20 protein-coding genes and 1 pseudogene are annotated in these 23,284 nt (G+C 72.6%); 14 read left to right on the top strand and 7 right to left on the bottom strand.

Annotated features, from left to right (window positions below):
- The first annotated feature begins 204 nt into the window (after positions 1-204).
- On the top strand, positions 205-2,799 hold the full coding sequence (locus tag NGF19_RS09495; RefSeq protein WP_252424033.1) for a M4 family metallopeptidase: 2,595 nt from the start codon (positions 205-207) through the stop codon (positions 2,797-2,799).
- 84 nt (positions 2,800-2,883) lie between these two features.
- On the opposite strand, the gene NGF19_RS09490 is transcribed toward NGF19_RS09495, so the two are convergent.
- The gene (locus tag NGF19_RS09490; RefSeq protein WP_252424031.1) at positions 2,884-3,399 is read right to left on the bottom strand and encodes a GNAT family N-acetyltransferase; all 516 of its coding nucleotides are present in this window, start codon (positions 3,397-3,399) and stop codon (positions 2,884-2,886) included.
- Between the two features lie 118 nt (positions 3,400-3,517).
- Here NGF19_RS09490 and NGF19_RS09485 point away from each other — a divergent pair, with 118 nt between their 5' ends.
- From NGF19_RS09485 to mug, 6 genes are all read left to right on the top strand, one after another.
- A complete protein-coding gene (locus tag NGF19_RS09485; RefSeq protein ID WP_252424029.1) occupies positions 3,518-3,955 on the top strand; it encodes a GNAT family N-acetyltransferase in 438 nt (145 codons plus the stop codon).
- Between the two features lie 99 nt (positions 3,956-4,054).
- Complete coding sequence (locus NGF19_RS09480; protein ID WP_252424027.1) at positions 4,055-5,386, top strand: hemolysin family protein; 1,332 nt, start codon at positions 4,055-4,057, stop codon at positions 5,384-5,386.
- A complete protein-coding gene (locus NGF19_RS09475) occupies positions 5,383-6,396 on the top strand; it encodes a hemolysin family protein (protein WP_252424025.1) in 1,014 nt (337 codons plus the stop codon). The genes NGF19_RS09480 and NGF19_RS09475 overlap by 4 nt, the downstream gene beginning before the upstream one ends.
- A gap of 80 nt (positions 6,397-6,476) precedes the next feature.
- A complete protein-coding gene (locus NGF19_RS09470) occupies positions 6,477-7,274 on the top strand; it encodes an SGNH/GDSL hydrolase family protein (RefSeq protein ID WP_252424023.1) in 798 nt (265 codons plus the stop codon).
- A gap of 73 nt (positions 7,275-7,347) precedes the next feature.
- The gene (gene purB / locus NGF19_RS09465) at positions 7,348-8,790 is read left to right on the top strand and encodes an adenylosuccinate lyase (protein ID WP_252424021.1); all 1,443 of its coding nucleotides are present in this window, start codon (positions 7,348-7,350) and stop codon (positions 8,788-8,790) included.
- A complete protein-coding gene (mug, locus tag NGF19_RS09460) occupies positions 8,787-9,332 on the top strand; it encodes a G/U mismatch-specific DNA glycosylase (RefSeq protein ID WP_252424328.1) in 546 nt (181 codons plus the stop codon). Before purB ends, mug begins: the two co-directional genes overlap by 4 nt.
- Positions 9,333-9,349: 17 nt before the next feature.
- Here mug and NGF19_RS09455 read toward each other — a convergent pair whose 3' ends face one another.
- The gene (locus NGF19_RS09455) at positions 9,350-10,066 is read right to left on the bottom strand and encodes an ABC-2 transporter permease family protein (RefSeq protein ID WP_252424019.1); all 717 of its coding nucleotides are present in this window, start codon (positions 10,064-10,066) and stop codon (positions 9,350-9,352) included.
- Positions 10,067-10,068: 2 nt separating this feature from the next.
- The gene (locus tag NGF19_RS09450; protein WP_252424017.1) at positions 10,069-10,989 is read right to left on the bottom strand and encodes an ABC transporter ATP-binding protein; all 921 of its coding nucleotides are present in this window, start codon (positions 10,987-10,989) and stop codon (positions 10,069-10,071) included.
- Between the two features lie 107 nt (positions 10,990-11,096).
- On the opposite strand from NGF19_RS09450, the gene NGF19_RS09445 reads away from it, so the two are divergent.
- The 3 genes from NGF19_RS09445 (at position 11,097) to NGF19_RS09435 (ending at position 14,168) form a co-directional block, all read left to right on the top strand.
- Positions 11,097-12,251, top strand: a complete 1,155-nt coding sequence (locus NGF19_RS09445) for a sensor histidine kinase (RefSeq protein WP_252424016.1) — start codon at positions 11,097-11,099, stop codon at positions 12,249-12,251.
- A gap of 14 nt (positions 12,252-12,265) precedes the next feature.
- Entirely contained in the window at positions 12,266-12,928 is a 663-nt protein-coding gene (locus NGF19_RS09440; RefSeq protein WP_252424015.1) for a response regulator transcription factor, read from the top strand.
- Between the two features lie 82 nt (positions 12,929-13,010).
- Positions 13,011-14,168, top strand: a complete 1,158-nt coding sequence (locus NGF19_RS09435) for an ROK family transcriptional regulator (RefSeq protein ID WP_252424326.1) — start codon at positions 13,011-13,013, stop codon at positions 14,166-14,168.
- 27 nt (positions 14,169-14,195) lie between these two features.
- Here NGF19_RS09435 and NGF19_RS09430 read toward each other — a convergent pair whose 3' ends face one another.
- Together NGF19_RS09430 and NGF19_RS09425 are read right to left on the bottom strand one after the other, a co-directional pair.
- A complete protein-coding gene (locus tag NGF19_RS09430) occupies positions 14,196-14,957 on the bottom strand; it encodes a GntR family transcriptional regulator (RefSeq protein WP_252424014.1) in 762 nt (253 codons plus the stop codon).
- Positions 14,958-15,237: 280 nt separating this feature from the next.
- Entirely contained in the window at positions 15,238-16,122 is an 885-nt protein-coding gene (locus tag NGF19_RS09425) for an RNA polymerase sigma-70 factor (protein WP_252424013.1), read from the bottom strand.
- A gap of 150 nt (positions 16,123-16,272) precedes the next feature.
- Between NGF19_RS09425 and NGF19_RS09420 the strand changes: the two genes are divergently transcribed.
- Positions 16,273-17,103 (top strand): alpha/beta fold hydrolase, encoded by an 831-nt coding sequence (locus tag NGF19_RS09420; RefSeq protein WP_252424012.1) that lies wholly within the window; start codon positions 16,273-16,275, stop codon positions 17,101-17,103.
- A gap of 525 nt (positions 17,104-17,628) precedes the next feature.
- Here the strand turns inward: NGF19_RS09420 and NGF19_RS31280 are convergent.
- A pseudogene (locus NGF19_RS31280) lies at positions 17,629-17,985 on the bottom strand (EamA family transporter); the annotation flags it as partial.
- Between the two features lie 47 nt (positions 17,986-18,032).
- On the opposite strand from NGF19_RS31280, the gene pdxR reads away from it, so the two are divergent.
- Positions 18,033-19,493, top strand: coding sequence for a MocR-like pyridoxine biosynthesis transcription factor PdxR (gene pdxR, locus NGF19_RS09410; protein WP_252424011.1), 1,461 nt, complete (start codon positions 18,033-18,035; stop codon positions 19,491-19,493).
- 184 nt (positions 19,494-19,677) lie between these two features.
- Here pdxR and NGF19_RS09405 read toward each other — a convergent pair whose 3' ends face one another.
- Positions 19,678-20,928, bottom strand: coding sequence for a trans-sulfuration enzyme family protein (locus tag NGF19_RS09405; RefSeq protein WP_252424010.1), 1,251 nt, complete (start codon positions 20,926-20,928; stop codon positions 19,678-19,680).
- Between the two features lie 60 nt (positions 20,929-20,988).
- Between NGF19_RS09405 and NGF19_RS09400 the strand changes: the two genes are divergently transcribed.
- The gene (locus tag NGF19_RS09400; protein WP_252424009.1) at positions 20,989-21,492 is read left to right on the top strand and encodes an Lrp/AsnC family transcriptional regulator; all 504 of its coding nucleotides are present in this window, start codon (positions 20,989-20,991) and stop codon (positions 21,490-21,492) included.
- A gap of 72 nt (positions 21,493-21,564) precedes the next feature.
- A complete protein-coding gene (locus NGF19_RS09395; protein WP_252424008.1) occupies positions 21,565-23,259 on the top strand; it encodes a DUF885 domain-containing protein in 1,695 nt (564 codons plus the stop codon).
- Positions 23,260-23,284: the final 25 nt, after the last annotated feature.

Genomic DNA, 23,284 nt, shown 5'->3' with positions numbered 1-23,284 from the left:
TACCGAACCATCGAGCCACCGAACGCGCAGACCACGGACCCTGCGTGTCCGTGCAAGTCCACGTACCCGTGTGAGATGGGGAGAGTTCCCGTGTTCCCGACAAGAACAAGACGGCTCCGCCGGTCCCTTGCCGCCGCAGTGGTGGTCGCGGCGGCGGCATCGGCGCTGCCTGGCGCATCGGCTTGGGCCGAGAGCGAGGCGCCAATGCCCGCGAACGTCACCACCGACCGGGTGCCGGTCGCACCCGCCATGACCCAGGGCCTGGACGACGCGACCCGCAAGGGGACTCCCGCCGAGGCGGCCCGCGCGCACCTCAAGGCCCATCAGGACACGTACCAGGTCCCGGTCTCCGACCTGCAAACCCTCAAGACCACGAAGGTCGGCAAGCAGTCCGCGGTCCGGTTCCAGCAGAAGCACAACGGGGTGCCGGTCCTCGGCGCCGAGTACGCGGTGCAGACGGAGCCGGCCGACGGCGGCCAGAAGGTCACCTCCGCCACCGGCACCCTGTACACCGATCTCACCGTCTCCACCACGCCGAAGGTCACCGAGGCCACCGCCAAGCAGCGGATGTTCTCCCTGGACTCGCGCCTGGGCACCGTCAAGGGTGCCAAGACCGCCGAGCACGGCCTCGTCGTCCTGCCCGACTCCCATGGCGGCACGCTGACCTGGCACTTCACCGTGACTGGCGCCCGGGCTGACGGCGGTCCGGTGCGCCAGGAGGTGTACGTCGACGCGAGCGTCGGCGGCATCGCCCTGTCGTACAACAACATCGACGCGGCCGACGCCGCGCCCGTGACGGCGACGGGCGTGCGCGTGGACGGCACCGAGGTGCAGCTGAACGCCAACCGGGAGGCGGACGGCTCGAACACCCTGGTCGACTCCACCCGCGACATGTACGCGCGGACCGGCGGCCAGATACGCACCTATGACGCGCAGCGCAAGAGCTACACGCTCGTCGCGGGCGGCCCGGTCACCGACGACATCCCGCTGGTGAAGTCCTCGACCGACCGCTTCGACGGCGCGAACACCGGCTCCGGCGCGGTCGACGCCCACGTCAACGCCGCCAAGGTCTACGAGTACCTCAAGGACCAGCTCGGCCGTGACGGCGTCGACGGCAAGGGCGGCAGCGTCTACTCCGTCGTCAACGTCGCCAGCAGCGGCAAGGACTACGCCAACGCCTTCTGGGACGGCTCCAAGATGGTGTACGGCCACATGAACGGCGTGCCGCTGTCGGTGGGTCTGGACGTGGTCGGCCACGAGATGACGCACGGCGTCACCGAGCACGCCGCCGGACTCGTCTACCTCAACCAGTCGGGCGCCCTCAACGAGGCGATCTCCGACTACTTCGGCAACGCCATGGAGACCGCCGACAAGGGCATCGCGATGAGCGACCCCACGTCCGGTCTGGTCGGCGAGTACCTCTGCAACGGCACCAAGCCGGTCGAGGACTGCGCCCTGCGCGACCTGAACGACGGCCGCGACGCGCAGAAGGACTACAAGCCCATCACGCTCGACATCGACAACGGCGGAGTGCACTCCAACTCCACCATCGTCGGCGGTGCGCTGTGGGACCTCCGTAAGAACGTCGACACCAAGCTCGCGGACCAGATCATCTACCGGGCCGCGGAGAACTACCTCACCCCGCTGTCCGGCTTCACCGACATGCGCAACGCCGTGACCCTCGCCGCGAAGTCCATGAAGGTCTCCACGGCCGACCTCGCCGCGATCGACAAGGCCTTCGGCGCCCACGGCATCGAGCAGGGCTGGGAGCAGAAGGGCGGCACGCACGACGGCACCACCATCGGCGCCGACGTCCTGCCCGCCTACGAGGTCTACGGCGGCGTCGACGAGCAGGCCGCCCAGGTCAACGGCGACGTCTACGCCATCAGCCACGGCGACGCCATCGCCTGGGACGCGGGCAGCGCCGCCTTCGGCATCACCGTGGGCCGCTTCGACAAGAAGTCGCAGCACGAGCTGGCCCAGAAGGACGCGTACCTGCTCGACCCGTCCCTCGACGACGACCGGATCGTCTTCACCCGGATCACCGCTGACGGCGTCGGCATCTACCAGGCCGGCGACCAGGGACAGGGCAAGATCAAGAAGCTGGTCGACGCGCCGGGCGTGGACGAGACCGAGCCGGTCACCGAGAACGGCGCCCTCGCGTACATCCGCACCTCCCCTGACGGCGAGCAGGACGTCATGCTCCGCAAGGCCGACGGCACCACGGTCGACGTGACGCCCGAGTCCGGCACCGAGGCATCCCACCTCGCCATGAAGAACGGCACCATCGCCTGGGCCGGCGGCGACGGCACGTACCTCTACCTCTACGACATCGCCACCGGCAAGACGCAGAACAAGCGGATCGGCGGATTCCTGTTCAACTACATCTCGGACATCCAGCTCACCTCGGACCACGTCTTCTACCGGATCACGAACACCTTCCTGATCCCGAGCACCGTCCTGGGCTCGGCGCCGGTCGACGACGTCACCCGGATGGCGGACCTGCGCTACCCGTCGAATCTCTTCGTCGCCCAGTTCTCCGTGAACGACACCTACCTTGCGTACTCGACGTACGACGTCTGGGGCGGCCTCGGCGCCTGGACCGGCCCCACCAAGGTGCAGGTCGCCAAGACCTCCGACGTGCTGGCCGGTCTGAACGACTTCAGCCGCGTCTCCTGCTCCTCCGGCTCACAGTTGGCTCCGTCGCTCGGTGACGGACAGCGTGTCGTATGGCTGGACACCACCGCCGCCGCGACGGACGTCGTGACCCGCTCGACGTTCGCGGGCTCCTGCGCGTAAGCCGCGGCGACACCGGACCCGAGAGCGCCACGGCACCGCGGGCGGCCACCGTTGAACGGTGGCCGCCCGTGCCTGATCAGCTCCTCACCTGATCTTCCGGTGCCAGCGGATCTCGCCGTCGTGGCGTATGTCGGTGGGGGTGAGGCCGGCGGCGGTGGCGACCGCCATCGACGCGTGGTGGTCCGGGTGGATATGGGCGATGACGGTGTGCACCCGCTGTCGGCCGAGCCAGTCGACGAGGCCTCGGGCCGCTTCCGTCGCGATGCCTCTCCCCTGCCACGGGGTTCCCACCACCCAGGCGATCTCGGCGACGGCGCCGTGATGGACGGGGTTGACCGTCGCCTGCACCGTGCCGATCAGGCAGGGGGCTTCGGCTTCGCGGAGTCGGATCACCCAGTTCAGCCAGGTGACGGTCGGGTCGGGAGAGCCCGCGGTCAGGCGTTCGTAGCGCGAGCGCAGGGTCTGCGGGGTGTGCGGGGTGCCGCCGATGAAGGTGTGCAGGGCCGGGTCGGACAGTGCCGCGGCCATCTCCTCGGCGTGGTCGACCTTCAGGGGGAGCAGGTCCAGTCGGCTGGTGCCGATCTCTGTCGACTTGAGCACGGGCGCGCCTCCGGTGGCCGTCGGTTGGTCACACGGACCGTACGCCCGCCCCGCGTCGGCCGTCTCGATCGGTGAAACGTCGTCGCCAGGCCGGGTGGCGCGTGCTTCGCTGATGATCATGAGTGAGTTGACGATCCGTACCGCCGACCTGTCCGACGCCGCCGATGTGCTGGCCTTCTGGAAGAGCGCGGCCGAGGGCACGAGTGTCAGTGACGACGAGGCGGGGGTGACCGGGCTGATCGCCCGTGACCCCGGGGCGCTGCTGCTCGCCGAGTCCGGCGGTCTGCTCGTGGGGTCCGTGATCGCCGGGTACGACGGCTGGCGGTGCAGCCTGTACCGGCTGGCCGTGCTCCCCTCGCATCGGCGGCAAGGTGTGGCGACGGCCCTTCTGGACGCCGCCGAGAAGCGGTTCGTGGCCCTCGGTGGCAGGCGCGGGGACGCCATGGTGCTGGAGGTGAACGAGCGCGCCCAGAAGACCTGGGCAGCCGCCGGATATCACCGCGAGGACCACTGGCGGCGTTGGGTGAAGCCGCTCACCCAGCCACTCACCCCCTGACGCGCTTTACGCAGCCTTTACCATGAGGGCGCTGGACCGCTTCACCGGACATCGCGCGGTCGTCCTGTCCCTGGACGATCCTGGGACGGAGGTGACCCGATGACCGAAGTGCTCCTCCTGCTGGTGGCGATCCTGCTGTCGCTGGCCTGCGGTGCCTTCGTCGCCGCCGAGTTCTCGCTCACCACGGTCGAACGCAGCGCGCTGGAGCGCGCCGTGGAGCGCGGTGAGCGCGGCGCGTCGGGTGCCCTGAAGTCCGTACGGAACCTGACCTTCCAGCTCTCCGGCGCGCAGCTCGGGATCACGGTCACCAACCTGGTCGTCGGCATGCTCTCCGAGCCGTCGATCGCCCGGCTGATCGCGGGTCCGCTGACCTCCCTGGGTCTCGCGCGCTCCACCGCCACGTCCGTCGCGCTCGTCCTCGGTACGGGTCTGTCGACCGTCTTCCTGATGGTGGTCGGCGAGCTGGTGCCCAAGAACTGGGCGATCTCCTCGCCGCTGGCCGTGGCCAAGCGGGTGGGCACGCCGCAGCGCTGGTTCAGTACCGCGTTCCGTCCGTTCATCCGGCATCTGAACAACACCGCCAACCGGGTCGTCCGCCGCCTCGGCATCGAGCCCGCCGAGGAGCTGGCCTCCGCGCGCGGCCCCCAGGAGCTGGTGGCGCTCGCGCGGCACTCCGCGAAGGAGGGCGCGCTGGAGGCGGACACCGCCGAGCTGTTCGTCCGTACGCTCAACCTCGCCGATCTGACCGCGGAGAACGTGATGACGCCCCGGGTCCGGGTCGTCGCCCTCGACGCGCGGGCGACCTGCGAGGACCTGGCGAACGCGGCACGCGCGACGGGGCTGTCGCGCTTCCCCGTCTACCGCGGCAGCCTGGACACGGTCGTCGGCACCGCGCACATCAAGGACGTCGTGGCCGTGCCCGCCACGGCACGGCCACGCCGTTCGGTCGTCCATGTCATGCGCGACCCCCTCTTCGTCCCCGAGTCCCTCACCGTGGACCGACTCCTCGACCGGCTCTCCGGCAAGCGCACGATGGCCGTCGTCATCGACGAGTACGGCGGCACCGCCGGGGTCGCCACGCTGGAGGACATCGTCGAGGAGGTCGTCGGCGAGGTGCGGGACGAGCACGACCCGCAGGAGACGTCCGATCTGGCCCCGGCGGGTACGGACGCGGCGGGCCGGGCGCTGTACTCGGCCGACGGCTCGGCCCGCATGGACCAGCTCGCACGCGTCGGACTGCGGGTGCCCGAGGGCCCGTACGAGACCCTGGCCGGGCTCGTCGCCACCGAACTCGGCCGTATCCCCGCCGAGGGCGACACCGTCGAGGTCGTGGGATGGCGCCTCGACGTGGTGGACACCGCCGGGCATCGGGCCGCCCGCGTGCTCCTGCACGCACCGCCGCCCACCGAGGACGAGGAGGGGTCCCCGTGACCCTCGTCCAGCTCCTTATCGGTCTGGCGACGCTCGTCGCGAACGCGTTCTTCGTCGGCGCCGAGTTCGCGCTGATCTCCGTGCGCCGCAGCCAGATCGAACCGCACGCGGAGGCGGGCGACCGGCGGGCCCTGCGCACTCTGTGGGGTCTGGAGCACGTCTCGGCGCTGATGGCCACGGCCCAACTCGGCATCACCCTGTGCACCCTGGTCCTCGGTGTGGTCGCCGAACCCGCGATCGCGCATCTGCTGGAGCCGGCGTTCCACGCGGTGGGCATCCCGCCCAACGCGGGCCACGTCGTGTCGTTCGTGATCGCGCTGACCCTCGCGACGTATCTGCACATGCTGCTCGGCGAGATGGTGCCGAAGAACGTCGCGCTCGCGGAGCCGGTACGTCTGGCGCTGCTGCTCGCGCCGCCGCTGGTCGCCCTCTCCCGGGCACTGCGCCCGGTGATCGCCACGGTGAACGCTCTGGCGAACGGGCTGCTCGCGCTGCTGGGCGTGGAGACGAAGAACGCGATCACGGCCACGTTCTCCGACGACGAGCTGGCGAGCCTGGTCAAGGTCTCCGGCGAGGCCGGGCTCATCGACGACAGGGCGCGGGAGCGCCTGCACGACGCGCTGGAGCTGGGCCGCCGGCCCGTGCGCGACGTGGTGGTGCCGCTGGAACGCGTCGTCTACGCGCGCGTGGGCATCACCCCGGAGCAGTTGGAGCGCCTGTCGGCCGAGTCCGGCTTCTCGCGCTTCCCGGTCGTGGAGGAGGGGCGCCGGATCGTCGGCTATCTGCACGTCAAGGACGCACTGGAAGCCTCGCTGCGGGACGCCCCGTTCCGGCTGCGCGATCTGCGCCCCATCGCGCGCGTACGGGAGAGCACCCCGCTGGACGACGTACTCACGGCGATGCGCGGCAGCCGTACGCACCTGGCGGCGGTCGTGGGCACGGACGAAGGCCTGGCGGGGCTCGTGACGATGGAGGACGTGCTGCGGGAACTGTTCGGCCGATCCACGTAAGGGGCGGCCGGAGTCATCAGGGGTGCGCGCGGAGGGTGACCGACCGGCGGGTATGTGTGCGGGATACCATCGACGGCGCCATGCAGACGAACCCCACCTACACCAGCCTGGTCGCGGTCGGCGACTCCTTCACCGAGGGCATGTCGGACCGGCTGCCCGACGGCTCCTACCGCGGCTGGGCCGATGTGCTCGCGGGCCGGATGGCCGCGCGGACACCCGGATTCCGGTACGCCAACCTCGCCGTGCGCGGCAAGCTGATCGGGCAGATCGTCGACGAGCAGGTGGACCTCGCCGCCGCGATGCGCCCCGATGTGATCACGCTGGTCGGCGGGCTCAACGACGCGCTGCGGCCCAAGTGCGACATGGGGCGCGTACGCGGGCTGCTGACGGAGGCCGTCGAGCGGCTGGCCCCGTCGTGCGAGCGGCTCGTCCTGATGCGCAGCCCCGGCCGCCAGGGCCCGGTCCTCGAACGCTTCCGGCCCCGCATGGAGGAGCTGTTCGCCTGCGTCGACGAGCTGTCCGCACGGCACGGCACGCTCGTGGTCGACCTGTACGGCGCCCCGTCGCTGGCCGACCCGCGCCTGTGGGACGTGGACCGGCTGCATCTGACGGCCGACGGGCACCGCCGGGTCGCGGAGGCCGTCTGGCAGACGCTCGGCTACGAGGCGCAGGACCCGCACTGGCGCACGCCCCCGCCCGCGACCGCGCGCCCGCACTGGATCGCCCGCCGGACCGAGGACGTCCGCTTCACCCGGCAGTATCTGCTGCCGTGGATAGGGCGACGGCTGACGGGCCGCTCGTCGGGCGACGGCCTCCCGGCCAAGCGCCCGGACCTGCTGCCGTACGAGGGCCCGACCGCACCCGGCCACCGACCGTGACCGGGCTCTCGTAGGTTCCGCCGAACCCGCCCGCGGCGCTGGCCTGCACGAATCGCCAGTAGAATCTGTCTACGTGACTGCTGCGCCCGCAAAGCCCCGTATCCCGAACGTCCTCGCCGGACGGTACGCCTCCGCCGAGCTCGCCACGCTCTGGTCCCCCGAGCAGAAGGTGAGGCTGGAGCGGCAGCTCTGGCTCGCCGTGCTGCGCGCCCAGAAGGACCTGGGCATCGAGGTGCCGGACGCGGCGATCGCCGACTACGAGCGCGTCCTCGACCAGGTCGACCTCGCCTCGATCGCCGAGCGCGAGAAGGTCACCCGGCACGATGTGAAGGCGCGGATCGAGGAGTTCAACGCGCTCGCCGGGCATGAGCACGTGCACAAGGGCATGACCTCCCGGGACCTGACGGAGAACGTCGAGCAGTTGCAGATCCGGCTCTCGCTGGAGCTGATGCGCGACCGCACGGTGGCCGTACTGGCCCGTCTGGCCCGGCTCGCGGGCGAGTACGCGGAGCTGGTCATGGCCGGCCGCTCCCACAACGTGGCCGCGCAGGCCACCACCCTCGGCAAGCGCTTCGCCACCGCCACCGACGAACTGCTCGTCGCGTACGCCCGGATCGAGGAGCTGCTGGGCCGCTACCCGCTGCGCGGCATCAAGGGCCCGGTCGGCACGGCGCAGGACATGCTGGACCTGCTCGGCGGCGACGCGGGCAAACTGGCCGAGCTGGAGCGGCGGATCGCCGGGCACCTGGGCTTCTCGCAGGCGTTCACCTCGGTCGGCCAGGTCTACCCGCGCTCGCTCGACTACGAAGTCGTCACCGCGCTGGTGCAGTTGGCCGCCGCACCCTCCTCGCTGGCGAAGACGGTCCGGCTGATGGCCGGGCACGAGCTGGTCACCGAGGGCTTCAAGCCGGGCCAGGTCGGCTCCTCCGCGATGCCGCACAAGATGAACACCCGCTCCTGCGAGCGCGTCAACGGCCTGATGGTCATCCTGCGCGGCTACGCCTCGATGACCGGCGAGCTGGCGGGCGACCAGTGGAACGAGGGCGACGTGTCCTGTTCGGTGGTGCGCCGGGTGGCGCTGCCGGACGCGTTCTTCGCGCTGGACGGTCTGCTGGAGACGTTCCTGACGGTGCTCGACGAGTTCGGTGCCTTCCCCGCCGTCGTTGCCCGTGAGCTGGACCGCTATCTGCCGTTCCTCGCCACGACCAAGGTACTCATGGGCGCCGTGCGCGCCGGGGTCGGCCGCGAGGTCGCGCACGAGGCGATCAAGGAGAACGCCGTCGCCACCGCGCTCGCCATGCGCGAGCAGGGCGCGGAGCGCAACGACCTGCTCGACAAGCTGGCCGCCGACGAGCGACTGCCGCTCGACCGCAAGGAGTTGGCGGCACTGATGGCCGACAAGCTGTCCTTCACGGGCGCCGCGGCCGACCAGGTCGCGACGGTCGTCGGCCGGGTCGAGGAGATCATGAAGCAGCACCCCGAGGCGGCCGGCTACACGCCGGGGGCGATCCTCTGACCCGGTTCACCCGGGAGGAGTCGGAGGCCGCCCGCGACCGTCCGGTGCCGGACGTGGTCGCGGACGGCCTCACCGTCCTGTTCTGCGGTATCAACCCGAGCCTCACGACGGCCGCGACGGGCCATCACTTCGCCCGCCCCGGCAACCGCTTCTGGCCCGTGCTGCATCTGTCCGGCTTCACACCCCGGCGGTTCGAGCCGTCCGAGCAGGGCGAGTTGCTCGCGCATGGGCTCGGGATCACGAACGTGGTGGCGCGGGCGACCGCGCGGGCCGACGAGTTGAGCGCCGAGGAGTACCGGGAGGGCGGGCGGCTCCTCGGTGCGAAGGTGGAGCGGCTGCGGCCCCGCTGGCTGGCCGTGGTCGGCGTCACCGCGTACCGGGCGGCCTTCGGCGAGCGCAAGGCCACCATCGGCCCGCAGCAGCGGACCATCGGCGCCACCCGGATCTGGGTCCTGCCCAACCCCAGTGGGCTGAACGCCCGTTGGACGGCGGCCACCATGGCGGAGGAGTACGCCCGGCTGCGGGTGGCCGCGCAGGAGTAGCCGGGCGCGGCCGGGCGTCAGGCGTCCCTGCGCTGGAGCGTCCAGGCGCCCGCGACCAGGGCCGCCGCCGCCCACAGCGCGGAGACCGCGAGGCCGGTCCAGGGGCCCAGGGAACCGTCCCACGTGCTGTGCAGGGCGATCTGGCCGGCGCGGTCGGGCAGGAAGTCGGCGACGCTGCCGGACAGGTCGCCCACGACGAACGACACGATCAGCAGGAACGGGATCAGGATCGAGAGGGTCGCGACGCCACTGCGCAGCACAGCGGCAAGTCCCGCCGCGAACAGCGCCATCAGCGTGAGCTGCAGCCCACAGCCGAGGGCCCCGCGCAGCGCTTGGCCCCAACTCGGGCCCAAGTCACCGAAGGCCGCCTTGCCGACCACGGCCGTCACCACTCCGGTGAGCAGTCCGACGGCCAGCGCGGGCAGCGCGACGGCCGTGGCCTTGGCGGCGAACCAGCGCAGCCGGTCCGGCATGGCCGCCAGGGTCAGCCGCAGCGCGCCGCCCTGGAACTCCCCCGCCACGGCCGTCGCGCCGAAGGCGATGGCGGCGATCTCCCCGAAGTTGATGCCGAAGAACGTCCTGAACAACTGGTCCGGTTCGTTCTTGTCGGAGGAGGCCGAGAAGAGCGCGGAGAACGCGACGGTGGTGAGCAGGATCGCGGCCAGGGAGCCCACGAGCGAACGCAGGGTCCGGATCTTGATCAGTTCGGCGCGCAGAGCCGGGGTGAACGACATGGTCAGGCCTCCTGGGGCTGGGCGGTGAACTCGGCTTCGGTAGCGGTCAGATCGAGGTAGGCCTGCTCCAAGGTGCCTTCCCGGGCGGCGAGTTCCAGTACGGGCACACCCTCCTCGGCCAGCAGGCGGCCGAGTTCCTCGGCGGGCGCGTTCCGTACGCTCCACGCGCCGTCCTCGTGCCGGGTGGCGTCGTGGCCGTGCCGGACGAGCAGGTCGCCGAGCGCGTCGGGGTCGATGCTGCGGACCCTGACCTCGGGCTGGACGCGTGCCCGGATGAACTCCTGTACGGGGGTGTCCGCGAGGAGGCGGCCCCGGCCGAGGATCACCAAGTGGTCGGCGAACGAGGCGGTCTCGTTCATCAGATGGCTGGAGACCAGCACGGTACGACCCTCGGCGGCGAGGTCCTTCAGCAGTGTGCGGATCCAGATGATGCCCTCGGGGTCGAGACCGTTGGAGGGCTCGTCCAGGACGATCACCTCGGGGTCGCCGAGCAAAGCCGCGGCGATGCCGAGCCGCTGGCGCATGCCGAGGGAGTAGGTCTTCACCCGGCGCCGGGCCACCTCGGCGAGGCCGGTCTGCTCCAGCACCGCGTCGACCCGTCCGACGGGGATGCGGTTGCTCGCGGCGAGGGCCCGCAGATGGTCGCGGGCGGTGCGGGAGCCGTGCGCGGCGCCGGCGTCCAGCAGGGCGCCCACCCGGCGCAGCGGCTCGTGGAGTTCGGCGTAGGCCCGGCCGCCGATGGTGGCGGTGCCCGAGGTGGGCCGGTCGAGGCCGAGGAGGAGCCTCATGGTGGTGGACTTGCCGGCGCCGTTGGGGCCGAGGAAGCCGGTGACGCGGCCGGGGCGGACGCGGAAGGTCAGCTCGTCCACCGCACGCCGGGCGCCGTACTCCTTGGTGAGGTCTCGTACGTCGATGTCGGTCATGGCGTCAGCCTGTCGGTTCGCGGCAGCCCGCGACTCCCCCGCCGGTGGAGATCGTCTCCCCCCTGCGGGGGAGGTCGCCCACCGGGCCGACCTGCGACGATCTCCTCATGGTTCGCATTCTGCGCCCGCTCGTGCTCGGGACGACGTACACGCGGCTGCTGCATCTGTGGGTGCCCATGCTGGTGGCGAGCGTGTGGCTCTTCGTCGATCCGTCGCGCCCGTGGGTGCCCGCCCTGGTGCTCGCCCCGGTGGGTCTGCTGCCCTCCGTCCGGATGGGCGAGGGGGTGCAGGCGCGGCTGCTGCTGACGCCCGGTGTGCCGGACTGCGGCATCTCCGAGGTGCCGTCCGCGAGTTGGCGGGACCGGCTGCGTACGGTGGTGTGGCTGGAGTTGCGCTGGGTGCTCGGCTGGGTGGCCTGCTTCGCGTCGGTGTGGCCGCCCGTCGCCGCGGTCGAACTGGCGCGGTGCGCCTGGGGATACACGCCGTCCGACCTCCCGCTCCTGGACCGACTGCCGCCGTCCCGCGCCTGGGCCCTGCTGGCACCGCTCCCGCTGCTCGTCACGTACGGCGCGATCGTCGGCCTGGGCGCACTGGTCACGGTCTGCGCGCGCAAGCTGCTCGGGCCGTCCGCCGCCGAGCGGCTGGCCGCCCTGGAGGAGCGCACCGAGCAGTTGCTCGAACGCACGCGGATCGCACGGGAGTTGCACGACTCGATCGGGCACGCCCTGACGGTGGCGGTGGTGCAGGCCGGTGCGGCGCGCGCGGCGGGTGATCCGGAGTTCACCGATCGGGCACTGAGCGCCATCGAGGAGACCGGCCGGGCCGCGCTCGCGGATCTGGAACGGGTGCTGGGCGTCCTCCGCGAGAGCGAGCGCCCGGCGAGCGCGCGGCCCACGCTGGCGGACGCGGACCGGCTTCTGGAGTCGGCGCGGGCCTCGGGGGCGACGGTGGACGCGGAAGTGACCGGTCGGCTCACGGCGTTGCCGGGGCCGGTCTCGCGCGAGGGCTACCGCATCCTCCAGGAGTCGCTGACGAACGTCCTGCGGCACGCGGGCACCGTCCCCGTGCGGGTCCGCGTCGCGGTCTCGGACGACCAACTCCTCCTCCAGGTACGCAATACGCTGCCGACCCCGTTCCCCGAGCCCACGCGGGACAGCGGTCTGCGGGGCATTCGCGAGCGGGCGGCCCTGCTCGGCGGCAGCGCGCTGACCGGCCCGGCGGAAGGGGACTGGCAGGTGCGCGTCGAGCTGCCGCTGAGTTGATCTAGGCTGGCCGAATGCCGGTCACCGTACTCCTCGTCGACGACGAACCCCTGGTCCGTACGGGTCTTCGGGCCGTGCTGGAGGCACAGCCCGACATCGAGGTGGTGGGCGAGGCGGCGGACGGGGCGGCGGTCATCCCGCTGGTGCGTCGACTGCGGCCCGATGTCGTCGCGATGGACGTACGGATGCCGCTGCTGGACGGGATCGAGGCCACGCGCGCGGTGCTGCGTACGGTGGCCGACCCGCCGAAGATCCTCGTGGTGACCACCTTCGAGGAGGACGAGTACGTGTACGAGGCGCTGCGCGCGGGCGCCGACGGGTTCCTCCTCAAGCGGGCCCGCCCCGCCGAGATCGTGAACGCGGTCCGCACGGTCGCCGAGGGCGAGTCGCTGCTGTTCCCCGCCTCCCTGCGGCAGCTCGCCGCCCGGTTCGGCGACCGTGGCGGCAACCGGCCCGCGCGCGCCGTCCTGGAGCGGGCCAGGCTGACCGAGCGGGAGGCGGAGGTGCTGCGGCTGATGGCGCGCGGGCTCGCCAACGCGGAGATCGCCGCCCGTCTCGTGGTGGGCACGGAGACGGTCAAGTCCCATGTCAGCGCGGTCCTGGCCAAGCTCGGCGCGCGTGACCGCACCCAGGCGGTGATCGCCGCGTACGAGTCGGGGTTCGTCGCGCCGGGCTGATCCGGTGGGACCGGCCCTCGCGGGCGCGCGCGGCGCCGAGTACGATCCGCCCCAACACGCGCACGAGCTGGGAGGACGGACGTTGGGGCGGCTGACCGGCGGGGATCCCTCTCTGCTGCGACGGATCAACTCGGCGGTGGTGCTGCACGCGCTGCGTGCCGTGGACTGTGCGACGCTGACCGAGATCACCCGGGTGACGGGGCTGTCCCGGCCGACCGTCGAGGGCGTGGTCGAGGGGCTGATCGAGGTCGGGCTGGTGGTGGAGAAGGCCGCCGAGGAGGGTGCTGCCCGGCGGCAGGGGCGGCCCGCGCGGCGGTTCCGGTTCCGGGCCGAGGCGGGCCATCTGCTGGGCCTGGACGTGGGGGCGCACCGGGTGACCGCGGTGCTCGCCGACCTGGACGGCCGGGAGCTCGGCACGCTCTCCAAGGAGGTCGCCGAGACGGCTCCGGCCGACGAGCGTCTTGAGCGGCTGCGCGGCACGGTCGCCGAGTTGCTGCGCCGCTGCGGTGTGGCGCGGGGGTCGCTGCGCGCGGTCGGGGTGGGCAGCCCCGGCATCGTGGAGGCGGACGGCACGGTGCGCCTCGGCATGGCGCTGCCGGAGTGGACCGGGCTGCGGCTGGGCGAGCGGCTCAGCCGTTCCTTCAAGTGCCCGGTGCTGGTCGAGAACGACGCCAACGCGGCGGCCGTCGCCGAGCACTGGAAGGGCGCGGCCGTCGACTCCGACGACATCGTGTTCGTCCTGGCGGGGCTGAGTCCCGGCGCCGGCTCGCTGATCGGCGGACGGCTGCACCGGGGCTTCGGCGGCGCGGCCGGGGAGATCGGCGCGTTGCATCTGCTCGGCCGTGAGGCGGCCCCGGAGACGCTGCTCTCGACCACGGACGAGCCGTTGAAGCCGCTGGACGAACAGCAGGTCGCCGATGTGTTCGCGCTCGCCCGCGAGGGCGATCTGCGGGCGGGCGCGGCCGTGGACCGCTTCTTCCAGCGGCTGGTGCACGACGTGGCGGCGCTCGTACTGGCCCTCGACCCCGAGCTGGTGGTCATCGGTGGCTGGGCGGCGGGCCTGGACGGCGTACTGGACCCGCTGCGCGAGGAGTTGGCCCGCTACTGTCTGCGCCCGCCGAAGGTGACCCTGTCGCGGCTGGGCGAGGCCGCCGTGGCGACGGGGGCGCTGCGGCTGGCGCTGGACCATGTGGAGGAACAGTTGTTCGCGGTGGAGGGCACGGCGACGGCGCGGCGGTGAACCGGCCTCCCCTGGTCCCTCGCGCGGTCAGGAGGCGTGGCGCTGCGGGTCGTGGTGGATCTCGACGCCGCCGAAGGCGCCGAAGGTCAGTCGGCACGTGTCGGCGCGGTACGTCGCCATGGAGACGGCCGCCGTACGCCCCGCGGTGTGGAAGCGGGTGGTGACGAGGAGGACGGGGGCGCCGGGCAGCCGGTCGAGTTCGCGCGCGTCCTCGGCGCCCGCCGAGCCCAGTTCGACGGACTGGTCCTGGCCCTCCAGGGGCAGGCGCTGGAGTTCGCGCAGCACGGCACGCGCGCGGGCGGCGCCCGAGGGCGTGTCGATCGCGGGCAGGGCGGGCACCGACGAGCGCGGGACATAGAGCAGTTCGGTGGCGACGGGCTGGATGTGCGTCGTCCGGGAGCGGCGCACGGTGTGCACCGGCTCGTCCCGGCCGGTCTCCAGGAGGTCGGCGACCGCGGCGGGCGGTGGGGCGAGCACGCAGTCGGTGGGCTGCCAGGCGTCGTCGGCCGCGCCCGGCCACGTGTGCTGCGCGGATCCGACGGCCACGCCGACGCGCGGCGGGGCGACCGTGGTGCCGACGCCGCGGCGGCGCTGCAACCGGCCTTCCAGTTCGAGCTGTTCGAGGGCCTGGCGGAGGGTGGCACGGGCGACGCCGAAGCGGGCCGCGAGGTCGCGTTCGTTGGGCAGGATCTCGCCCACGGAGAACTCGGAGTCGAGTGCTTCGGTGAGCACGGTCCTGAGCTGCCAGTACTTCGGCTCCGGCACCGATTCGAGCTGCGTGGTCCCCACCCTGTCCTCCGCAATCGCCGTGACCCGGACGGCGTTTCAGCGCCCTTGTTTATGAAAGGTTGTTGCACTTCTCAGCGACGATAAGGCGGCCCCCACCCTTGGTCAAGACCAATTCTCGATCCCCCGCGGTGCGCGCGGACGCCCCGCCGCGAAGCGTTCACGCGACGTTCGCGAGGCCGATGCCGCAGGCGATGCCACCGTCACTGCCGCAGCGGACGACGGCGAGGCCCGCGCTCGTGAACACGCACGAACACGGGCCTCGCCGTCCTGGGGCCGTCCGCTACTGCCGGGGCAGGTGTGCCAGCTTCTCGGGGTTGCGGATGAGGTAGAGGCACTGCACGCGCCCGTCGGCGACGTCCATCTGGAGGAGGGTGTCGGGCCTGCCACCGGACCTGAGCAGCAGGGCCGGAGCGCCGTTGACCTCCAGGAAGTGGAACGACACGTCCGGGAGGCCCTGGCTGCCGACGGCGGCCATGAAGCGGCCGACCTTGTCGGCGCTCTCCATGATCCGCAGCGGGGCCTTGGCGTGGCCGCCGCTGTCGCCGATCAGCTTGACGTCCGGGGCGAGCAGCCGCATCAGTCCGTCGAGGTCGCCCTCGGCCGAGGCGGCGAGGAACCGCTCGGTCAGATCGCGGCGTTGGGCCGGGTCGACCTCGTAGCGCGGGCGCCGTTCGTCGACGTGCTTGCGCGCGCGTGCGGCGAGTTGGCGCACCGCGGCCTCGCTGCGGTCCAGGGTGGTGGCGATCTCCGCGAAGGGGTAGCCGAAGGCCTCGCGGAGGACGAACACCGCCCGTTCCAGGGGCGAGAGGGACTCCAGGACGACGAGGACGGCGAGCGAGACGGAGTCGGCGAGCACGGCTTGTTCGGCCGTGTCCGGGACGGTGTCGCCGAAGGCGGTGGGGTACGGCTCGGGCAGCCAGGGGCCCACATAGGTCTCGTTGCGTGCCCGCAGTTGACGCAGCCGGTCGACGGCCAGCCGGGTGGTGATACGGACGAGGTAGGCGCGCGGTTCGCGGACGGGGTCGCGGTCGGCGCCCGACCAGCGCAGCCAGGCCTCCTGGACCACGTCCTCGGCGTCGGCGATCCGGCCGAGCATGCGGTAGGCGACGCCCATCAGGACGCTGCGGTGCTCCTCGAAGACATCGGTCACGGTGTCGATGGTCACCGTGCCATCCCATCCGACGTCCTCGGCCCGTGTCCAGACGCAACCGCTGTAGCGCCGGACACAAGCCGAGCACCGCGCAGGACACAAGCCGAGCACAAGGGGCCGCCGAGCCGGTGGCGCCGCCTGACGTGGCGCCGCACCATGGGCACCATGGCCGCCACCGTCTCCTTCCCGCTCCCCTCCGCGCACGGCCCGCGCGCCGTGACCGTCTCCTACGCCCGCAGGGGTCACGGCGAACCGCTTCTGCTGCTGCACGGCATCGGGCATCACCGCCAGGCCTGGGACCCGGTCATGGACATCCTCGCCACCGAGCGGGACGTCATCGCGGTCGATCTGCCCGGCTGCGGCGCCTCTCCGGGGCTGCCGGACGGACTGCCGTACAACCTGACGACCGAGGTGCACGCGCTCGGTGCGCTGTGCGAGGCGCTGGGGATCGAGCATCCGCATGTGGCGGGCAACTCCATGGGCGGCCTGCTGGCGCTGGAGTTGGGGCGCGCGCAGCTCGTACGGTCCGTCACCGCGCTCGCGCCCGCGGGCTTCTGGACCCCGGCCGAGCGGCGATACGCGTTCACGGTCCTGGCGGCGATGCGCCGGGCCGCGCGGAGCATGCCACTGCCGGTGGTGGAGCGGCTGTCGCACACGGCGGCCGGGCGTACGGTGCTGACGAGCACGATCTACGCCCACCCCGGGCGCCGTTCACCCGAGGCCGTCGTCGCCGAGACGCTCGCGCTGGCCCAGGCCGAGGGGTTCACCGAGAGCCTGCGGGCGGGCACGTCCGTCCGGTTCACCGACGATGTGGCCGGGCTGCCGGTCACCGTCGCGTGGGGCACCAGGGACCTGGTCCTGGTGAGCCGCCAGGGCGTCCGCGCCAAGCGGTTCATCCCGCAGGCCCGGCTGATCCGGCTGCCCGGCTGCGGCCACGTCCCGATGAACGACGACCCGGCGCTGGTCGCCCGGGTCATCCTGGACGGCAGCCGCTGAGCCTTGGCGCCTGCGGACCGACACGCCCGAGCCCACGGCCACTCCGGCCCCGACCAGGGCACTTCCCGCCGCCTGCGCGGGCCCGTAGGCGCCGGTGCCGACGATCGGCGCGGTACAGGCGGCGGCGACCGGGATGAGCCCGGAGAAGAGGGTGGCGCGCTCGGCGCCGAGGCGCTGCAGGCCCATGTACCAGCACACGAAGCCGACGACGGTGACGACCGCCGCCTGCCACAGCAGCGCGGCGGCCTCCGTACGGTCCGGCACGCGCAGCCAGTTCCCGCCGTCCACGGCCGCTCCGGCCACCGCCGACTCCAGGGCCGCGATCCCGCAGACGGTCGCCGACAGCAGCCTGGGCCCCAGCGGGCGCACCACGGGCACGGCGAGCACCGCGAAGCCGACCTCCCCCGCGAGCGCGCACAGAGAGAAGGCGATGCCGCCGCCGTCCGTACGGCCCCACCCCTGGACCGTGAACGCGCCGACGGCCACCAGCAATGCCCCGCCCAGCACCTGCCGCGCGGGACGCCGCCCCGCCAGCAGCGGCACGAGGACGGCGACCACCACCGGAGCGCACCCCACGAAGACGCCCGGCACGGCCGGTTCGGCGGAGCGTTCGGCGGCGATCACCGACAGGTTGAAGCCCACCATCCCGACCGCGGCGAGCAGGGCGAGGCGCCCCCACGCGCGGGGTCCGAGGCCGCGCAGCGCCGCCGCACCGCCGCGGCCGACCAGAGGCAGGAGCAGCAGGCAGGCCAGGGCGTAGCGAAGGAACTGGCCGCCCGCCCAGGGGTAGTGGCCGAGGACGCTGTTGGCGGTGAAGGATCCTCCGACGAGGACGCAGGCGAGCGCGGCGAGCAGGGCTCCGCGCGCGGTGGTGACGTTCATACGGGCGACGCTAGGCAGGGCGGCGGTCCGGTTTAAGGTCCACTTCCATGACGCCATCGGGGACCACTTCGGGAACGGCGCCCGGTCGGGCACCCTCCGCGCCGGACGGGTCGGCGCCCTGGGCCGCCGCCTGGGAACTGCTGCTTCCGGCGGCCCGCGCACCGGCACGCGCGCGGGGCCGCACCTTGCGGGAGGCGCTGCGGGAGGCGGTCCGCTCGGGGCGGCTGGCCGCGGGCACACGGCTGCCGTCGAGCCGTGAACTCGCCGCCGATCTCGGTGTGTCGAGGGGGCTGGTGACGGAGGCGTACGAGCAGTTGACCGCCGAGGGGTATCTGCGTGCCGACCGGGGCGCGGGGACCTGGGTGAGCGGTGCCGTGCGGGCGGCGCACCCCCGCGCCCACGACCTCGCCCCGCGCCCCTCCCCCGCGGCCCACGCGGGCTTCCTGCCGGGCGCCCCGGATCTGTCGCTGTTCCCGCGGGCGGCCTGGGCGGCGGCCCACCGCGCGGTGCTGGCCGAACTCCCGCACCACTCGCTGGGATACCCGGACCCTCGCGGGCTGCCCCGGCTGCGCGTCGCGCTCGCGGGGCTGCTCGCGCGGCGCCGCGGCGTGGTCGCCGACCCCGAGCGGATCGTGGTCGTCTCCGGGGTGGCGCAGGCGATCACGCTGCTGGGCGGTGTGCTGCACGCGCGCGGGGTGCGCGCCGTGGGTGTGGAGGACCCGGGCAGCCCCGAGCACGGTGGCCTGTACGCGTCCCTCGGCATCAGCGCCGTGCCGTTGCCCCTGGACGAGGACGGACTGGCCGTCGGGCCCCTGGACGCGTCGCGGGTCCGGGCCGTTGTCACCACGCCCGCCCACCAGTTCCCCTCCGGGATCGCGTATTCCGCGCGTCGGCGCGCCGAACTGCTGCACTGGGCCCGCTCCGTCGACGGGCTCGTCATCGAGGACGACTACGACGGGGACTTCCGGTACGACCGTGCCCCCGTGGGCGCGCTGCAGGGACTCGATCCGGAGCGTGTCGCGTACACGGGCTCGGTCAGCAAGTCGCTCGCGCCGGGGCTGCGGCTCGGCTGGCTGCTCGTACCGGAGGCGTTCGCCGAGGAGGTCGCCGAACGCAAACGGACCATGGACCTCGGGCATCCGGTCCTCGACCAGGCGCTGCTGGCCCGGTTCGTGGAGCGCGGCGACTACGACCGGCACCTGCGCCGCTGTCAACGCGCCTACCGGGAGCGCCGCGACACCTTGGTGGCCGCCCTGGCGGAGCACTTCCCCGGCACCGAGGTGTCCGGGATCGCGGCCGGGCTGCATGTCATCGCCCGGCTGCCCGACCGGTACGGACCGCGGGACCGGTTCCTGGAACAGGCGGCGGACCGGGTGGCGGTGCGTCCGCTCGGGGCGTACGGCACGGTGGCCGACGAGGCGGTGCGGCTGGTGCTCGGGTACGCGCATCTGTCGCCTTCCCGGATCCGCGAGGGTGTACGGGCGTTGGCGGCTGTCACGCGCGCGTGACGCGCCCGCTAGCGGTAACTCCCTTGTGACATAGAAGCCTTGGGATGGCCGAAGCCTGACGGAAGTCGGCCGGAATTGATCGTTCCGATTCCGTGGGAGACCACCCGCTCGCGTACGCTCGAACGGCATGCCGCGCACCGGAGTCATCCCCCGGTGCGCGGCGCTCCGCCGAGTCCGCGCGCGGTCACTGGCTTCCCGCGACCTCCTTGGCCGGGCGGTCCGCGGTCTGCTCGGCCGGACGGTTGTCGGCCTGCTCGGCGCCCAACGCCCCCCGCAGATCGGCCCACAGGTCCTCGACGTCCTCCAGGCCCACCGACAGGCGCAGCAGCCGGTCGCTGACGCCGGCGCCCCTGCGGTCGTCCGCGTCGACGATGCGGTGGCTGATGGAGGCCGGGTGCTGGATGAGCGTGTCGACGCTGCCGAGGCTCACCGCGGGGGTGATCAGCCGGACCCCGCCGATCACCGCGTGCGGGTCGCCGTGCACCTCGAAGGCGATCATCGCGCCCCCGATCCGCGGGTAGTGGACGCGGGCGACGCGCGGGTCGTCGGCGAGGCGGCGGGCGAGTTCGGCGGCGGTCGCGGACGCGGCCCGGACCCGTACCGGCAGCGTCGACAGGCCGCGCAGCAGCAGGTATCCGGCGAGCGGATGAAGCAACCCGCCCGTCGCGAAGCGCACTTGGCGCAGCCCGCGCGCCAGTTCCTCGTCGCAGGCCACGACGCCGCCCATCACGTCGCCGTGCCCACCCAGGTACTTCGTGGCGCTGTGCAGCACCAGGCGCGCCCCCAGCTCGGCAGGCCGTTGCAGCACCGGGGTCGCGAAGGTGTTGTCCACCAGCAGCGGCACCGATCCGCAGGAGTGGGCGATCGCGCGCAGGTCGATCTCCGCGAGTGTCGGGTTGGCCGGGGACTCGACCATGACGAGTCCGGTGTCGGGCCGCAGCGCGTCCGTGATGCCCGCCGGGTCGGTCCAGGTCACCTCGGAGCCCAGCAGCCCGGCGGTCAGCAGATGGTCACTGCACCCGTACAGCGGTCGTACGGCGACGACATGACGCAGCCCTAGCGAGTTGCGGAGCAGCAGCACGGCGCTGAGCGCGGCCATGCCGCTGGCGAACGCGACCGCGGCCTCGGTGCCTTCGAGCCGGGCCAGCGCCGTCTCGAAGCGGGCGACGGTCGGGTTGCCGATCCGGCCGTAGACGGGCGGCCCGGTCAGCTCCGCGCCGTCGGCCGCGAAGGCGTCGAGCCGGGCGGCCTCGGCGCGGCTGTCGCGGCTGGGGTAGGTCGTGGAGAGGTCCAACGGTGGGGCGTGCAGCCCCAGTTCGGCGAGGTCCTCGCGGCCGGCGTGCACGGCCTCGGTGGCGAACGCCCGGCCGGCCGGGCGGCCCCCGGCGGCGTGTCCGTCCTGCGCTGCATACGCGTCATGCGTGCGGGAATCCATGGATCGCAGCCTGAACACCGGACGGGGTCATGGCGCCGATCCCCGTGTTACGTTCGGCGCATGTCCGAATCCGTCCAACTGGACCCGGTGGATCTCCATCTGCTGCGGCTGTTGCAGAACGACGCACGGACGACCTATCGCGATCTCGCCGCGCAGGTCGGGGTCGCGCCCTCGACCTGTCTGGACCGCGTGACCAGGCTGCGCCGCTCAGGAGTGATTCTCGGCCATCAGTTGCGGCTCGACCCGGCGAAGCTCGGGCGCGGTCTGCAGGCGCTGCTGTCGGTCCAGGTCCGGCCGCACCGAAGGGAGTTGGTGGGCCCGTTCGTGGAGCGGATCCGGGCGCTGCCCGAGTCCCGTACGGTCTTCCATCTGACCGGACCCGACGACTACCTCGTCCATGTCACGGTGGCGGACATGGCGGACCTCCAACGCCTGGTCCTCGACGAGTTCACGGCCCGGCGCGAAGTGGCGCGCGTGGAGACCCGGTTGATCTTCCAGCAGTGGGACTGCGGTCCCCTGCTGCCGCCCGGACAGACCGTGCCGACCCGCGCCGCCGGGGCGTAGCACCGGGCCTGTTCGGTCACCGGGCGCCGAATCCCCGTGACGGAGGCCCGGTTCCGTATGAGGATGGTCGGTATGTCAGACACCATCAACAGCCCCCTGCCCCGGCAGGTCGCCGACGCGTACGTCGACGCTCTCGTCGCCCTCGACCCCGTCACCGGTACCTACCTCGGTGTGAAGGAGAGTTCGAGCAAGCTGCCCGACACCTCGCCCGCGGGCCAGGAGGCGCTCGCCGAGCTGGCGCGGGAGACCCTCGCGCGGCTGGACGAGGCGGAGCGCCGTCCCGGCGCGGACAGCGACATCGAGCGCCGCTGCGCACGCCTGCTGCGTGAGCGGCTCACCGCCGAACTCGCCGTGCACGAGGCCGAAGAGGGCCTCAGGACGGTGAGCAATCTGCACTCCCCCGTCCACTCCGTGCGATCGGTCTTCACCCTGACCCCCACCGAGACGGAGGAGGACTGGTCGGCGGTCGCCGAGCGGCTGCGCGCCGTACCGGCCGCGCTGCGCGGCTACCGCGAGTCCCTCGCGCTCGGTCTGGAGCGCAAGCTGTACGGCGGGCCGCGCGCGACCGCGACCTTCGTCGAGCAGCTCACCGAGTGGTCGGACATGGACGGCCAAGGGCACGGCTGGTTCGAGGACTTCGCCGCCCAGGGCCCCGACGCGCTGCGGGCGGAGCTGGACGAGGCCGCCCGCGCGGCGACCGCCGCCGTCGTCGACCTGCGGGACTGGATGCGCGCGGTGTACGCGCCCGCGGTCGAGGGCGCGCCGGACATCGTCGGCCGGGAGCGCTACGCCCGCTGGGTGCGCTACTTCAACGGGACGAGCCTGGACCTGAACGAGGCGTACGCGTACGGCTGGTCCGAGTACCACCGCCTCCTCGGCGAGATGAAGGCGGAGGCCGAGAAGGTCCTTCCCGGCGCCGAGACCCCCTGGGTGGCGCTCGCGCATCTCGACGAGCACGGCACGCACATCGAGGGCGTGGACGAGACCCGCGCCTGGCTGCAGGGCCTGATGGACGAGGCGATCGACGCGCTCGACGGCACCCACTTCGAACTCGCCGAGCGGGTCCGCAAGGTGGAGTCGCGCATCGCGCCGCCCGGCAGCGCTGCGGCCCCCTACTACACGGGCCCGTCCGCCGACTTCTCCCGTCCGGGCCGGACCTGGCTGCCCACCATGGGGCAGACCCGGTTCCCGGTCTACGACCTGGTCTCGACCTGGTATCACGAGGGTGTTCCCGGGCACCATCTCCAGCTCGCGCAGTGGACGCACGTGGCCGAGGACCTCTCGCGCTACCAGGCGACGGTGGGCATGGTCAGCGCCAACGCCGAGGGCTGGGCGCTGTACGCGGAGCGCCTCATGGACGAGCTGGGCTTCCTTACGGACCCGGAGCGGCGGCTCGGCTATCTGGACGCGCAGATGATGCGGGCGGTGCGCGTCATCATCGACATCGGTATGCATCTGGAGCTGGAGATCCCGGCGGACTCGCCGTTCCACCCGGGCGAGCGCTGGACGCCGGAGCTGGCGCAGGAGTTCTTCGGCGCCCACAGCAGCCGTCCGGCGGACTTCGTGGAGAGCGAGCTGACGCGCTACCTCTCGATGGCCGGTCAGGCGATCGGCTACAAGCTCGGCGAACGCGCCTGGCTGCGGGGCCGTGAGAACGCGCGCAAGCGCCATGGCGACGCGTTCGACGCGAAAGCCTGGCACATGGCGGCGCTCTCGCAGGGCCCGCTCGGTCTGGACGACCTGGTGGACGAGCTGTCCCGGCTCTGACCGCACGCGCCGACGGCCGGACCCA

This window comes from Streptomyces macrolidinus, from assembly GCF_023887685.1.
GTDB lineage: Bacteria > Actinomycetota > Actinomycetes > Streptomycetales > Streptomycetaceae > Streptomyces > Streptomyces macrolidinus.
The sequence above is the reverse complement of the archived record's forward strand: the minus strand, read 5'-3'. Positions and strand labels throughout refer to the sequence as shown.